Source organism: Sphingomonas sp. (assembly GCF_036387595.1).
Lineage (GTDB): Bacteria > Pseudomonadota > Alphaproteobacteria > Sphingomonadales > Sphingomonadaceae > Sphingomonas.
In genome coordinates this window covers 1-13,982 of sequence record NZ_DASVTL010000097.1, presented here as the reverse complement: position 1 = coordinate 13,982, position 13,982 = coordinate 1, and the positions used below count along the sequence as shown (strand labels likewise).

16 protein-coding genes and 1 pseudogene are annotated in these 13,982 nt (G+C 65.9%); 7 read left to right on the top strand and 10 right to left on the bottom strand.

The features are described from left to right. Positions 1-69 precede the first annotated feature (69 nt). From VF643_RS11660 to VF643_RS11645, 4 genes are read right to left on the bottom strand one after another with little or no spacing between them, the layout of a single operon-like run. Positions 70-999 carry a bifunctional riboflavin kinase/FAD synthetase gene (locus VF643_RS11660; protein ID WP_331043562.1) on the bottom strand — a complete coding sequence of 310 codons (930 nt, stop codon included), beginning with the start codon at positions 997-999 and terminating at the stop codon, positions 70-72. 43 nt (positions 1,000-1,042) lie between these two features. Next, on the bottom strand, positions 1,043-1,501 hold the full coding sequence (locus VF643_RS11655) for a dihydrofolate reductase (protein ID WP_331043561.1): 459 nt from the start codon (positions 1,499-1,501) through the stop codon (positions 1,043-1,045). Then, positions 1,498-1,800, bottom strand: a complete 303-nt coding sequence (locus VF643_RS11650) for a polyhydroxyalkanoic acid system family protein (protein WP_331043560.1) — start codon at positions 1,798-1,800, stop codon at positions 1,498-1,500. The genes VF643_RS11655 and VF643_RS11650 overlap by 4 nt, the downstream gene beginning before the upstream one ends. Positions 1,801-1,810: 10 nt before the next feature. Next, positions 1,811-2,227 carry a VOC family protein gene (locus VF643_RS11645; RefSeq protein WP_331043559.1) on the bottom strand — a complete coding sequence of 139 codons (417 nt, stop codon included), beginning with the start codon at positions 2,225-2,227 and terminating at the stop codon, positions 1,811-1,813. Positions 2,228-2,409: 182 nt separating this feature from the next. On the opposite strand from VF643_RS11645, the gene lnt reads away from it, so the two are divergent. Genes lnt through VF643_RS11630 form a run of 3 tightly spaced genes read left to right on the top strand, consistent with a single transcriptional unit; the run spans position 2,410 to position 6,184 of the window. Beyond that, a complete protein-coding gene (gene lnt / locus VF643_RS11640; protein WP_331043558.1) occupies positions 2,410-3,948 on the top strand; it encodes an apolipoprotein N-acyltransferase in 1,539 nt (512 codons plus the stop codon). 41 nt (positions 3,949-3,989) lie between these two features. Continuing rightward, positions 3,990-5,210 (top strand): methionine adenosyltransferase, encoded by a 1,221-nt coding sequence (metK, locus tag VF643_RS11635; protein ID WP_331043557.1) that lies wholly within the window; start codon positions 3,990-3,992, stop codon positions 5,208-5,210. Positions 5,211-5,269: 59 nt separating this feature from the next. After that, positions 5,270-6,184 (top strand): class I SAM-dependent methyltransferase, encoded by a 915-nt coding sequence (locus tag VF643_RS11630; protein WP_331043556.1) that lies wholly within the window; start codon positions 5,270-5,272, stop codon positions 6,182-6,184. On the opposite strand, the gene VF643_RS11625 is transcribed toward VF643_RS11630, so the two are convergent. Together VF643_RS11625 and VF643_RS11620 are read right to left on the bottom strand one after the other, a co-directional pair. After that, positions 6,151-6,822: a phosphatase PAP2 family protein gene (locus VF643_RS11625; RefSeq protein WP_331043555.1), complete on the bottom strand. Its 672-nt coding sequence runs from the start codon at positions 6,820-6,822 to the stop codon at positions 6,151-6,153. The two genes, VF643_RS11630 and VF643_RS11625, sit on opposite strands and share 34 nt — an antisense overlap. Then, positions 6,822-7,649, bottom strand: a complete 828-nt coding sequence (locus VF643_RS11620; protein WP_331043554.1) for a formate/nitrite transporter family protein — start codon at positions 7,647-7,649, stop codon at positions 6,822-6,824. Before VF643_RS11620 ends, VF643_RS11625 begins: the two co-directional genes overlap by 1 nt. A 64-nt stretch (positions 7,650-7,713) precedes the next feature. Here VF643_RS11620 and trmB point away from each other — a divergent pair, with 64 nt between their 5' ends. Next, positions 7,714-8,394 (top strand): tRNA (guanine(46)-N(7))-methyltransferase TrmB, encoded by a 681-nt coding sequence (gene trmB, locus VF643_RS11615; RefSeq protein WP_331043553.1) that lies wholly within the window; start codon positions 7,714-7,716, stop codon positions 8,392-8,394. Positions 8,395-8,747: 353 nt separating this feature from the next. On the opposite strand, the gene VF643_RS11610 is transcribed toward trmB, so the two are convergent. Further along, a complete protein-coding gene (locus VF643_RS11610) occupies positions 8,748-9,266 on the bottom strand; it encodes a hypothetical protein (RefSeq protein WP_331043552.1) in 519 nt (172 codons plus the stop codon). Positions 9,267-9,366: 100 nt separating this feature from the next. Here VF643_RS11610 and VF643_RS11605 point away from each other — a divergent pair, with 100 nt between their 5' ends. Beyond that, positions 9,367-9,741: a PRC-barrel domain-containing protein gene (locus VF643_RS11605; RefSeq protein ID WP_331043551.1), complete on the top strand. Its 375-nt coding sequence runs from the start codon at positions 9,367-9,369 to the stop codon at positions 9,739-9,741. On the opposite strand, the gene VF643_RS11600 is transcribed toward VF643_RS11605, so the two are convergent. The 3 genes from VF643_RS11600 to uvrB all read right to left on the bottom strand — a co-directional run bounded on the left by VF643_RS11600 (position 9,738) and on the right by uvrB (position 12,573). Further along, positions 9,738-10,055 carry a HigA family addiction module antitoxin gene (locus VF643_RS11600; protein WP_331043574.1) on the bottom strand — a complete coding sequence of 106 codons (318 nt, stop codon included), beginning with the start codon at positions 10,053-10,055 and terminating at the stop codon, positions 9,738-9,740. The two genes, VF643_RS11605 and VF643_RS11600, sit on opposite strands and share 4 nt — an antisense overlap. Beyond that, positions 10,030-10,311, bottom strand: coding sequence for a type II toxin-antitoxin system RelE/ParE family toxin (locus VF643_RS11595; protein ID WP_331043550.1), 282 nt, complete (start codon positions 10,309-10,311; stop codon positions 10,030-10,032). The genes VF643_RS11600 and VF643_RS11595 overlap by 26 nt, the downstream gene beginning before the upstream one ends. A 63-nt stretch (positions 10,312-10,374) precedes the next feature. Further along, positions 10,375-12,573 (bottom strand): excinuclease ABC subunit UvrB, encoded by a 2,199-nt coding sequence (uvrB, locus tag VF643_RS11590; RefSeq protein WP_331043549.1) that lies wholly within the window; start codon positions 12,571-12,573, stop codon positions 10,375-10,377. A gap of 393 nt (positions 12,574-12,966) precedes the next feature. Between uvrB and VF643_RS11585 the strand changes: the two genes are divergently transcribed. Both VF643_RS11585 and VF643_RS11580 read left to right on the top strand, forming a co-directional pair. Beyond that, complete coding sequence (locus VF643_RS11585) at positions 12,967-13,656, top strand: hypothetical protein (RefSeq protein WP_331043548.1); 690 nt, start codon at positions 12,967-12,969, stop codon at positions 13,654-13,656. 34 nt (positions 13,657-13,690) lie between these two features. After that, positions 13,691-13,982 (top strand): annotated as a pseudogene (locus VF643_RS11580) (hypothetical protein); the annotation flags it as partial.

Here is a 13,982-nt window from a genome sequence, read left to right as displayed (position 1 = left end):
GTCACATTGGGATATGCAACGAACGTCCTGGATACACCTCCTCCGCGTCTCCGCGCCTCCGCGTGAATCTCAACTTTCTCGAAGAACCGCCTGCGCCCGTTCGCAGTCCGCCGCCATTTGCGCCTGCAAGGCCTCCAGGGTACCGAACTTCGCCTCGGGTCGCAGATATTCCACCAGTTCCACCTCGACGCACTGCCCGTACAGGTCGCCCGAAAAGTCGAAGAAATGAGGCTCCAGCAACTCCTTGGGCGGATCGAACGTCGGTCGCACGCCAAGGTTCGCGGCGCCGTCGAGCATCCGCCCGTCCGCCAGCCGCCCGCGCGCCGCATAGATGCCGTAGGCCGGACGCAGATACTTGCCCATATCGACGTTGGCGGTCGGATAGCCGATCGTCCGCCCCACCTTGTCCCCGTGCTGGACGCGCCCGGCGATCGTATAGGGCCGGGTCAGCAGCCGCGCCGCGCCGTGCATGTCGCCGGCGCTCAGCATCTCGCGGATGCGGCTCGAGGATACCGGCTCGCCGTCGAGCGCGACCGGGCCGACCACCTCCGCCGCAAAGCCATGCGCCGCACCCGCCGCTGCCAGCACCGCGGCGTCGCCACTCTTGGCGCGGCCGAAGGTGAAATCCTCCCCCGTCACCACCCCGGCAATGCCCAGCCCCGCGACCAGCCGCTCGGCAATGAACTGCTCGGCGGTCAGCGCCGCCAGCGCCTGATCGAACGCGAAGACCACCATCGCATCCGCGCCCGCCGCGGCGAACAGCCGCTCGCGCTGGTCGAGGGTCGTCAACCGGAAGGGCGCTGCATCGGGGCGGAAGTGGCGCACCGGATGCGGATCGAAGGTCGCGACAAGCGCCGGCCGCCCCTCCGCCCGCGCACGCGCCACCGCACGGCCGACCACCGCCTGGTGGCCGAGATGGAACCCGTCGAAATTGCCGAGCGCCACGATCCCGCCGGCAAGCTCGGCAGGGATGGAGGCGCCGCCGTCAAGCCGCTGCATGGCGGCGTCTATAGGCAGGCAGGCGCGACGACGCCAGCGGACCCTAGCGCAAGAGGGTCACGAAGCTGTAAGGCGGGCGCCCGCCCTCCGCCGCATGATCCTCGCGAAACGTCTCGCGCAGTTCCGTGAACGGCGGCACCGACGCGTCCCCCGCAGGCTGCGCATGCACTTCGGTCAGTTCGACGCGGTCGGGGGCGAACAGCGCGAACACCTCGCCGCCGCCGATGACCACCAAATCCTTGCCCGCCAGCGCCGCCGCTTCCTCGACCGAATGGGCGACCTCGGCACCCGCCGCGCGCCAGGCCGGGTCGCGGGTCAGCACGATATGCCGCCGTTCGGGGAGCGGCGCCGGAAAGCTGTCGAAGGTCTTGCGCCCCATCACCATCGCACGGCCCATCGTCAACGCCTTGAAGCGCCTGAGGTCGGCGGGCAGATGCCACGGCAGCGCGCCGTCGCGGCCGATCACGCCATTGTCCGCGCGGGCCAGAACGAAGGTAATCATTTCAGCAGCTTGGGCGCCTCGCGCGCGATCGCCTCTTTGACCTTGCTCGCGAACAGCCCCAGGAACGCGGGCAGATCGACGACCGCGTGGACCTTGTCCTCGAACACCGTCAGTTCGCTCGCGATCCGCTGACCCATTGCGGCGACGGTGAAGTGCATCACGTCGCCGTCCCAGCGATGCTCGACCTGCGCGCCGCCGGGAATCTTCTCGCCGATCCGCCCGATGCCGCCGTCCAGCCGCGCGCGCACCCCCTCCTTGCCGAGCGAATGGGGAATATCGAGGGAGATCGGAGTGCCCATGAGGTGCCTTTCAGGTCGCGAAGATTTGACTGTCGTCGCCGAACGCCTTGAACTCCAGGGCGTTGCCGGAAGGGTCGCAGAAGAACATCGTCGCCTGCTCTCCCGCCTGCCCGAAGAAGCGGACATGCGGCGCGATCCCGAACGCCACACCCGCCGCCTCTACCCGGTCGGCGAGAGACTGCCAGTCCGCCATTTCCAGCACCACGCCGAAATGCGGCACCGGTACGGCGTGCCCGTCGACCGGGTTGGTGATTCCGGCTGGGCGAGCCTGGGGCGACAGATGCGCGACGATCTGATGCCCGAACAGGTCGAAGTCGATCCACGCATCGCTCGACCGCCCCTCTGGGCAACCGAGCACGCCGCCGTAGAAGGCACGCGCCGCGGCGAGATCGTGGACGGGAAAGGCGAGGTGGAAGGGACGTGGCATGACATGGCCATACACATTCCTCCGCGGCACGGGGAGGGGGACCGCGCTCGTAGAGCGGGGTGGAGGGGGCAGGCCGCAAGCGAGCCGCTCGTGGCGAACCCCCTCCACCATCCGCCTTCGCCTACGGCTACGGCGGACGGTCCCCCTCCCCGTACCGGGGAGGATGGTGTAGCGCGTCACCGATGTTCGCACGCCAGACCCCCGCCCTCCTCTGCCTCCTTCTCGGCGCGCTCGCCGCCTGCGGCTTCGCGCCGCTCGAAGCGTGGCCGCTCACGCTCGGCTGCCTGGCCGCGTGGATCGCGCTGGTTCACGCCGCGCCCGGTTTCCGCGCGAGCCTGTGGCGCGGCTATACCTTTGGGGTCGGCCATTTCACGGTCAACAATAACTGGTTCCAGCACGCCTTCGACTTTCAGGACGCGATGCCGCCGGTCCTCGGCTATTTCGCCGCGGTCGCGCTCGCGCTGTACCTGGCAGTCTATCCCGCGATGGCGGCGGGGATCGCCTGGCGCTTCCGCCGCGAACGCCCCGATGCCGCCTTCATCCTGATCTTCGCCGCGGCGTGGATCGCCACCGAATGGCTGCGCGGCGCGCTGTTCACCGGCTATGCCTGGGATCCGATCGGCGTGATCTGGGTTCCGGTGCAGGGTGTGGCGGGGCTTGCCGCATGGGTCGGCACCTATGCGCTTTCCGGCCTGACGATCGCGTTCGCCGGGGCGCTGGTCCTGCTCCCCCGCCGTCGCCTGCCCGTCCTCGCGGGTGCGGCGCTGGCGGCGCTGCTGGTCGTCCAGTGGCTGGGTTACAGGGGCTTCGCGACCTCCTGGGCGCGACCCGCCAATGCGCCCCGCGTCCGCATCGTTCAGCCCGACATCGGCCAGGAGGATCGCAGCGAGGACGATGGCGAGCGCGTCCTGCAGGCGCTGCTCCGCCGATCGGGCGCGCCCGGCCCGGCGCCCCGCATCGTCGTGTGGCCGGAAGGAATCGTGCGCGACCTGATCGAGGACGGCTACCCCGCATGGGCCTATGAACGCCCCGCCAGCTACACCCGCCGGCGCATCGCCAGCGTGCTCGGCCCGCGCGATATCCTGATGACCGGCGGCAACGCGCTCAGCTTCACCCCCGGCGGTGACATCGCGGGTGCTACCAACGCGGTGTTCGCGATAGACGCGCAGGCGCGGCTCGTCGGCCGTTACGACAAGGCGCATCTGGTGCCCTACGGCGAATATCTGCCCATGCCGTGGCTGCTCAGGCGGCTAGGCCTCGCGACGGTCGTGCCCGGCGATATCGACTTCACCCCTGGGCCCGGCCCCGCCAATCTGACGCTGCCCGGCTTCGGCGCGATCGGGGTGCAGACCTGTTACGAGATCATCTTCTCCGGTCAGATCCTCGATCGCGCCCACCGCCCGCGCGCGCTGTTCAATCCGTCGAACGATGCGTATTTCGGCCGCTGGGGACCGCCGCAGCATCTGGCGCAGGCGCGGATGCGCGCGATCGAGGAAGGGCTGCCGATCGTGCGCGCCACCCCCACCGGCATCTCCGCGCTCATTGCCGCCGATGGTCAGTTGCTGGCGACGATCCCGCATGAGACCGCAGGCGCGATCGAACTGCCGATACCACCGCCCCTGCCGCCGACCCTGTTCTCGCGCACCGGCAATGCGATGGCGGCGGCCGTTGCGGTGCTGCTCTTTGCGATCGCGATTGCTATCCGGCGGCGCCGTCGCTAGAAGTCATATAAAGTTATCTTTATATCGTTATGAGGCTCCCGATGCGCAGCTCCTATCTCTTCACCTCCGAATCGGTTTCCGAGGGCCATCCCGACAAGGTCGCGGACCAGATCAGCGACACGGTGGTCGATCTGTTCCTATCGAAGGATCCCGAGGCGCGCATCGCCTGCGAGACGCTGACGACCACCAACCTGGTCGTGCTGGCCGGCGAAATTCGCTGCAAGGGCGTGTACGAGGACGGCAAGTGGGCCGACGGCGCGCTCGCCGAGATCGAGGCCGCTGTCCGCGCGACGGTGAAGCGCATCGGCTATGAGCAGACCGGCTTCCACTGGCAGAGTTTCGCCTTCCACAACAATCTCCACGGCCAGTCCGCGGAGATCGCGATGGGCGTCGACGAAGGCGCCAACAAGGACGAGGGCGCGGGCGATCAGGGGATCATGTTCGGCTATGCCACCGACGAGACTCCCGGCCTGATGCCGGCCACGCTCTATTACAGCCACAAGATTCTCGAACGCATGGCCGCCGATCGCCACTCGGGCGCAGCACCCTTTCTGGAGCCGGACGCCAAGAGCCAGGTGACGCTGCAATATGAGAACGAAAAGCCGGTCGCCGCGGTCGCGCTGGTCGTCTCGACCCAGCACAAGCCGGGCTATTGCCTTCAGGGCGAGCATGCCGATCCGGCGAAATATGCCGAATTGCGCGATTATGTCGTCGGCGTGCTGAAAGACGTGCTGCCGGACGGCTTCGTCACCGATGCGACGGCGCTCTACATCAACCCGACCGGCGCGTTCGAGATCGGTGGTCCCGATGGCGACGCCGGGCTGACCGGGCGCAAGATCATCGTCGACACCTATGGCGGCGCGGCGCCCCACGGCGGCGGCGCGTTCAGCGGCAAGGATCCGACCAAGGTCGATCGCTCGGCCGCTTATGTCGCCCGTTATCTGGCCAAGAACGTCGTCGCCGCGGGCCTGGCCACGCGCTGCACGATCCAGCTTTCCTATGCCATCGGCATCGCCGAGCCGTTGTCGGTCTATGTCGATACCCACGGCACTGGCACGGTGTCGGAAGCCAAGCTGGAAGAGGTTCTTCCCAAGCTCGTTCGCCTGACGCCCAAGGGCATCCGTCAGCATCTGTCGCTGAACGCGCCGATCTATTCGAAGACCGCTGCCTATGGCCATTTCGGCCGCGAGGCGACCGGCGACCTGTTCACCTGGGAACGCACCGATCTGGTGGAGAGACTGAAGGCTGCGGTCGCGGGCTGATCTCCGGACGGCCGGGGGGCGTTAACCCGGTCTTGCATAATCCGTCGTAATCGGCGGCGATGAACGCACTCAGCGCCATCGAGGCCGCCGATCCGACGCCCGCCTGCAACCTGTGCGGCGCGCGCGATCACCGGCCGCTGTTCAGCACCGGCGGCTACGATCTCGTTGCGTGCTGCGCGTGCGGGCTGGCCTTCATCGCAAACCCGCCGTCTGCGGCGCAGATCGCGGCGCTCTATACCGACGATCCGGACTATCACGGGACTTTGCTCGATCCGGCGAACCCCGCCTTCGGCCGGATGCGCGATACCGCGCGTCAGCACCTGCGCTTCCTGCGGAGGAGCGTCCCCGATCCCGCGGGCGTGAAACTGCTGGATATCGGCTGCTCGACGGGGCTTTTCCTCCACGAGGCGTCGCAGGTAGGGTTCGACGTTCGCGGCGCCGAGCTTTCGCTATCGACCGCGGCCTTCGCGCGCGATCATTTCGGGCTGGACGTCCACGCGGGCGACTGGCGCGATGCAGGCTATGCGGACGCCAGCTTCGACGTCATCACCCTCTTCGACGTGGTCGAACATCTGCCCGATCCGCTCAGTGAACTGGCGGCAATCCGCAGATTGCTGAAGCCCGGCGGTCTGCTGCTGCAATCCACCCCCGACATCGACGGACTGTTTCCCCGGCTATCCTACCGGCTCGCGCATCGGCTGGACTATTGGCCGCATCCGGAGCCGCCTCACCATCTCTATCAATTCAGCCGACGGACGCTGAGCACGCTGACCGAGAAGGCCGGCTATGCCACCGCCCGCGCCGACCGCATACGGATCGGTCTCGATTACAGTTTCGGCACGCCGAAACACTGGAAACGCAGCCCCAAGATGATCGCCTATGCCGCGCTGTTCGCGCCGGTCGCCTTGGTCGGCGGATGGCTGGGCATGGGCGATTGGCTCTATCTGGCGTCGCGCAGACCCGCCCCGGGCTGAACCGGCGCCTGCAACCGGCCGTCCGGCCCGTCGCGGCCGGGCAGCGCCGGAACCGCTTCGTCGATCACCGGCACCAGCCGATCGAATACCGCGCTGACCAGCGCCTCCGTCGCCCACCCGACCGCAGCACCTGCTACCAGGTCGGAGAAATAATGGCTCCCGTTCACCGGCTGTGCCGCCGCGACCGCCACGGTCGCCAGCGCTGCGGGTGCCGCCGCGCCCGGCATATCGCGCGCGATCGCCCGGCTCACCGCGACCGCCCCGGCCGTATGCCCCGAGGGGAAGCTGTTGAGTTCGTGATCGCCACTGTGGCCGGGTTCGAAGCGATGCGCGCCGTCTTCGATCGCGCGTGCCGGCCGGGTGCGGTCGATCGAATGTTTGATCGCAGACTTCACCCCTGTCGCGGCCAGGTGCGCAGCCAGCATCCGTGCTCCGCCCCGCGCGAGGGCGGGTTTGCGCGCGAACAGCCCGATAAGTGCCGTCGCGATCGACAGCGTGATGAGTTGCGGCTGATCGGCGATCTCGGCCAGGAAACCGGTCGCTTTGATCGCGGGGGCGTCACGATGCCGTGCGGCATGGTGGGTCGCATCGCGGTCCGCCTTGCCGATTGCCTTTGCAGTATCCTTGGTCTTGCCCATCAATCGTCCTTCATCTCGCCGCGCACCTGCGCATGCGCCAGCAGCGCGAATACCCCTGCGCCGCCCAGCAGATTGCCGAGGATGGCGGGCAGCAACAGTTCGCCGAAAGTCCGCACGACCCCTGTATGCCCGGCGAACATCAGCAGGAATGCCTCATCCGATCCGACGATCGAATGGCTGAAGCCACCGATCGCCACCGCATAGGTGATCGCGAAGATCACCAGGAAACCCTGTTCGCGGGCATTGGGCAGCGCCCAGGCGACGATCGCGATCATGAAGCCGGCGGGTATGGCGTTGACGAAAGTCGCCCAGGGGGACAGTTCGGTGATCCCCATCGAAATATCGACCATCGCCTCGCGCAGGCCCGGCGCGAGCACGCCGCCGGCGATGGCGCCGCCGGTCACCGCGGTGCCGAGCAGATTGGCGAAGAGCACGACCGCCCACAGCCTCAGCGTCCGCTTGAGCGCCCAGGCCGAAGGCTTCGTGAACAGCGGCAGCATCGCGGTAATGGTGCTTTCGGTGAACAGCTGCATCCGGCCCAGGATCACGACCAGAAAGCCGATGGGATAGCCCAGCGACACCACCAGTTCGCGCCAGGGCGTGTCGGGCAGCCCCTCGTGCAGCGCGCCCTCCGCCACCAGCGAGCTGGTGATCGCCATGCCCCCCGCAAAGCCGGAGAAGAACAGCGACCGGATCGGCCGGTCGAGTTCGGATTCGCCCTCCTCGCGCACCGCCTGGTGGAGATCCTTGGCGTTGGCGGCCTTGAGGTCTTCGACACCCTCGCTGCTGCCATCGCCCGTGTCGGTGCTTGAATTTTCATGGATCATCTTTGACCGCAACGGACGGCGCGGCGCTTTGCTCCCACGCGCAAGGCCGCTAGAGCCGCGCGCGATGAACGATCCTGCCACCATCCGCCGCCTCTACGGTCGCCGCCAGGGCCACAAGCTGCGCGCCGGTCAGTCCGAATTGGTCGAAGCGACCCTGCCCACGCTGTCGGTGCCCGAGGCCGGCGCCCTCGATGCGACCACGCTTTTCGGCGACGACCGGCCGCTCCAGCTGGAGATCGGCTTCGGGGCGGGCGAGCATCTCGCCGCGCAGGCGGCGGCCCATCGGGATGCCGGCTTCATCGGATGCGAGCCGTTCCTCAACGGCGTGGTCGGCGCGCTCGCGCACATCCGCGATGGCAACCTCCCCAACGTTCGCCTCCATATGGGCGACGCGTTGAACGTGATCGAGCGGTTGCCCGACGCCAGTCTGGAGCGCGTGTACCTCCTCCATCCCGATCCCTGGCGCAAGACGCGGCACGCCAAGCGCCGGATGGTCAATCATGGCCCGCTCGACGCGATCGCCGCCAAGCTGAAACCCGGCGGCGAGTTCCGCCTCGGCACCGACGATCCGACCTATTGCCGCTGGGCGATGATGGTGATGGACGCCCGGCGCGATCTCGCCTGGCAGGCGGAGGCACCAAGCGATTTTCTGAAACGCCCTGGAGATTGGCCGGAAACCCGATACGAGCGCAAGGCCCGGCGGCAGGGACACGAGGTCTGGTATTTCCGCTACCTGCGAGTCTGAAACCTTGCGTCGCGTGAGCGAACGGGTCCGCCGCGGGAGCGCACATGTGAAAAGAGGTTGCCGGGCGTCTCGCGACGACCCGACAACCTCCTGACATGGTCAGCGGCCGGAGAGCTCCAGCCCGGGAAACCATGCATCCGCCATCAGTCCGGCCCGCCGATGCGGCGAGCCCTGCGGACGTCTAGCGGCGCGTCCCCCGAACGAACCGAACCGAACTCACTGCTGAACCATGAGACATCGGATCACCTCCTTTCGCTTGTTGATACGAGCGCACCCGGAACCGGGTGCCCGGCGAATATGCGGTGGCGGATCGCCGTGCACAAGACCAAAATAGCAGAACTGCGATAAGCCGATCAGCCCCGGCAATCTTCGATCACGCGCCCGATTTCTGCCCATGCCGGCACGACCAGCGCAGGCACCGCCGCCTGCTCGACGACGAAGCGCCCCCGGCTGAATGCAATGGCATCGAGTAGCGGATCACCAGGCGCCAGCGCGGTGGCGATATAGGCCGGCTGCCCGCCGGTCTGCTGAGCCGCCAGCGAGCGCGTGGCGGTGGAAGTACGGATCGTCAGCGGCGCTGCGACGGCACCCTGCCGCGACAGATACAGCCGCTGCGCCGCCACATCGCACCGCAGCGTCAGTCGTGCGTCGGCGCCGGGCATGCCGAACAAGGCGATGGAGCCGCGTGCGTCGCGCGCATAACTCCAGACGCCGGGTGTAACCTGCCAGTCGCGCCAGTCCGCGGACCGAGACTGGGGCGCAGGCGGGGCAATGACGGGGGGTGCGCGCACCGGTTCCGGGGCAGGCACCCGCGCCGGCGGCACGCATCCGGCCAGCACGAGGGGCACAGTCAGGATCATAGGTAAGCGCATGCTGGAGAGCCTATGCGCGATCGCCCTGCACCTCAACCGCTGGCGTGCGGAACCCTGCAGGGTCGCGGACGGTTGGGAGAAGCTGAGGAGATTCGCGCATATGACTAGCCCTACCGACGCGCCCACGCTGCTGCTGGTGCAATCCAATGTCGCCCACACGCTCAAGGTCGATAGTCGCGATGGCGATACCGTCGGCACCGTGGCGGCCTTCATGGTCCACAAGGGCACCGGGCGCGCGACCCATGCGGTGCTGTCGCTCGGCGGGTTCCTGGGCATGGGCAAGAGCTTCTACCCGCTGCCGTTCGAACTGCTGCAATATGATCCGGTGCGCGACGCCTATGTCGTCACCATCGACCGCCGGGTTCTGGAAGGCGGCCCGAGCTGGTCGAACAACGCGCCCTCGTTCGACCAGGCCTATGCCGATCGCGTGGCGAGTTATTACGGTGTGAACAGGGGCGTGCTGGCGGAGGGTTAGGCGGCGCGCGGGACGATACGGTCGAGCGCGCCGTTGAGCGCGCGCTTGGCTTTTACGATCTCGTATCGTTCCTGCAAGCGAAGGAAAAATCCTTCGGACATACGGAAGTAGCGCGCGAGACGGAGGTCCAGTTCGGCGTCGATCGGACGCAAACCGCCGACTACCGACGCGATGTACTCAGGCTGCGCGCCCACGTCCTCGGCAAGCTGCTCGACGGTCAGGTCTTCCGGCTCGAGAAATTCGCTGACCAACAATTGGCCAGCGTGTTCGTTCTCGAGCCAATCGGGATCAGTGATAATCGGTGATCTCGACATCATGTGCGTGTCCGTCCTTCCAAACGAAGCATATACGCCATTGTGTGTTAATTGAAATGGAGTGCTGGCCTGCGCGGTCGTCCTTGAGCGCGTGAAGCCGATTGCCCTTGAGGTTGCCGAGTTCGCCCAGACTCTGCGCAGAGTCGAGCAGCGTCAGCCGCCGCATCGCACGCTGCTGCATATCGGCGCGCAGGCGCCGACTGCGGTCACGGTTCCAGATGCGTTCGGTTTCGGGGTCGGCGAAGCTGCGGATCATATCGTACCCTTTCTCCAGCCGACTTACGCTTCCCACTTAGCTTGAGGTGCGAGGATGCACAGGCTATCGCGCCCGCCGGCTATCGCCCAGCCGCATCTTCTGGCTCTTCCCGTACCGAATCTTGCGCGTGCCCGGCTTGCCCTCGTTGCTCCGCCCCATCATCGGTGCCTTCTGCTCCTGCACCGGCAGGCCCAGTTCCTCCTGCTCCAGCTGGCGGATTTCGTCGCGCAGGCGGCCTGCGGTCTCGAATTCCAGATCGCTCGCCGCCTTGCGCATCTGCTTTTCCAGGCCTTCGATATAGGCGCGCAGATTGTGGCCGACCATGTGAGGGCGATCCTCGTCAATGGGGACGGTCACCTGGTCGCCGCTCGCGACATGCGCGATGATGTCGCCGATGTTGCGGCGGATCGTCGTGGGAGTGATGCCGTGTTCGGTGTTGTACGCGACCTGCTTCTCGCGGCGACGCGCGGTTTCGTTCATCGCGCGCTCCATCGAGCCGGTGATGCGATCGGCATACAGGATCACGCGCCCGTCGACGTTGCGCGCGGCGCGGCCGATCGTCTGGATCAGCGATGTCTCGGAGCGCAGGAACCCCTCCTTGTCCGCGTCCAGGATCGCCACCAGCCCGCATTCGGGGATGTCCAGCCCCTCGCGCAGCAGGTTGATGCCGATCAGCACGTCATAGACGCCGAGCCGCAGGTCGCGGATCAGTTCGATTCGTTCCAGCGTCTCGACGTCGGAGTGCATGTAGCGGACCTTGATCCCCGCCTCGTGCATATATTCGGTCAGATCCTCCGCCATCCGCTTGGTCAGCGTGGTGACGAGGGTGCGATAGCCCGCCTCGGTCGTCTTGCGACACTCGACGATCAGATCCTGGACCTGCTCCTCGACCGGCTTGATCTCGACCGGGGGATCGATCAACCCGGTCGGGCGGATCACCTGTTCGGCGAACACGCCGCCGGTCTGCTCGATCTCCCAAGACCCCGGCGTCGCCGAGACGAACGTCGTCTGCGGGCGCATCGCGTCCCATTCGTTGAAGCGCAGCGGCCGGTTGTCGATAGCCGACGGCAGGCGAAAGCCATATTCGGCCAGCGTGATCTTGCGCCGGTGATCGCCGCGCGACATGCCGTTGATCTGGCCGATCGTGACGTGGCTCTCGTCGACGAACAGCAGCGCATTCTCGGGCAGATATTCGAACAGCGTCGGCGGCGGCTCGCCCGGCATCCGCCCGGTGAGAAAGCGGCTGTAATTCTCGATTCCCGCGCACGATCCCGTCGCGGCGATCATCTCCAGGTCGAAATTGGTGCGCTGCTCCAGCCTTTGCGCCTCCAGCAGCTTGGCCTCGCCGACCAGTTCCTTCAGCCGCTCGGCAAGCTCGAATTTGATCGCCTCGGTCGCCTGTTTCAGCGTCGGCCCGGGCGTGACGTAATGCGAATTGGCGAAGACGCGGACGTAGTTCAGGCTGGCGATCTTCTTGCCGGTCAGCGGATCGAATTCGACGATCTCCTCCACCTCGTCGCCGAAGAACACCACCCGCCACGCGGTATCCTCGTAATGCGAGGGGAATATCTCCAGATTGCCGCCGCGCACGCGGAAATTGCCGCGCGCGAAGCCGGCATCGTTGCGCTTGTATTGCAGCGCGACCAGCTTGCGGACGATCTCCGACTGATCGACGCTCTGCCCCTTCTTCAAATCGAAGATCATCGCCGAATAGGTCTCGACCGAACCGATCCCGTACAGGCAGCTGACCGAGGCGACGATGATGACGTCGTCGCGCTCCAGCAACGCGCGTGTCGCCGAATGCCGCATCCGGTCGATCGACTCGTTGGTCGACGATTCCTTTTCGATATAGGTGTCCGAACGCGCGACATACGCCTCGGGTTGATAGTAATCGTAATAACTGACGAAATATTCGACCGCATTCTCGGGAAAGAACGACTTGAACTCTCCATAGAGCTGCGCCGCCAGGATCTTGTTGGGCGCGAGGATCAGCGCGGGCCGCTGCATCTCCTCGATGACCTTGGCCATCGTGAAGGTCTTGCCCGAGCCGGTGACGCCGAGCAGCACCTGGTCCTTCTCGCCCGCGCTGGCCGAGGCGACCAGCTCGCGGATCGCGGTCGGCTGGTCGCCCGATGGCGTATATTCGCTGACCAGCTTGAACGCGCGTCCACCTTCGACCTTGTCGGGGCGGGTTGGGCGATGGGGGATGAAGGTCTCGCCGGTTTCCGGCTCGGATAGGTTGGTGCGAATCTGGATGGCCATGCCGCGGAATATGGGGGCTGGAGGCGGGGGGTGGAAGGCCGGGATTGCCGGATCGGAGGGCGTACCGAGGTGTGGGGCTGCCGACAGTCCCATAGAAGGGATACAACATGTCGTGTTCCGCGGCGGGTAGATACCTAGGCATCGTGACGACGTTGACATTGGTTGATGCGTGAACCCGCGTCATCGGACGCTTGTTGCTTCGCATTTGGTTTTGTGCCGGCAGGTGATGAAGGCCGCTTTGCATCGCAGGCACGGTGGCACGAAGTGCGGTCTGTAGGGTAGAGGCCGGTTTCGCCCAATAGCGGAAATCGCGAGAGCACTGACGTAATCGTAACGTAGGGGAGCTAGCTGAACGTCGGGATTGCCGACAGGGTAGTAGGGGAGCACAACAGGATGATGGGGGGGCGCATCGCGATTGCAGCGTCGCTGGGCTGCCTGCTGGCGCTAGTGTCTGGCTGCGGGCTGCTCAGTAGAGAACGTTACCGGTTCAAGCTGACGATCGAGGTAGATACCCCGGCGGGCATCAAATCAGGATCGTCGGTTTATGAAATAACGGCTTGGAACGCACTCAAGCTTTTACCCGAAGAACGGTCGCGTGATTGGGCGGTGAAGGGTGATGCAGCAGCGGTTGACTTAGCGGACGGGCGTACGCTTTTTGCGCTGCTGAAAACGACCAGCCTAATGCGGGAAGACTTGGCGCAAGTGTCGATGGCAGCGCTTGATCCTGCGTTCAGGAACGACATAGTCGAGAGCGCTGGCCGCATTGGACGTAGCGAGCGTATCCGATCGCCGGCGTCGGTCTCGCAAGGCGACTATCCGCTGCTCGTTACCTTCCGTGATGTTCGAAACCCGAAATCGGTCGAGAGGGTCGATCCGGCGGCGCTCGACAAGAGCTTTGGTGCAGGCGTGACGCTGCGGCGGATCACCGTCGAGATTACCGACGTGCCGGTGACTACCGGCATCGAAAAGCGCTTGGGTTGGCTTGGACGAGGTCCAGATGGCGGTCTCGATCCGACAATGGGCGTCACCGCTAATCCCACCTTCGCTCAGCAGCTCGGCTTTCTCGATTTCCGGAGGAAGTGACCGTAAACCGAAACGTCGCCTGTAGGCACTTCGCATGACCGACACCTCTCCCCGCAAACTCCTGATTGTCGAGGACGATCAAATGCCGCAGCGGCAGTTGCGCTGGGCCTATGACGATTATGAGGTGATCGTCGCGGACATGGCAGCTATGCACCGACGTTCAACCATAAGCAGACCGACTGCTCTCCTGAAGAGTTTCGGCTGCCGGCAGGCGCCCGAAAGTCTTGGAGGCCCGAACCCGCGGGCCACAAGCGGTGACCTATGGGGATTTCGAGTTTGGACCTGCTCCGGTGTCGGGCGGCACGGCGGATACGGGCGCGAGTCTG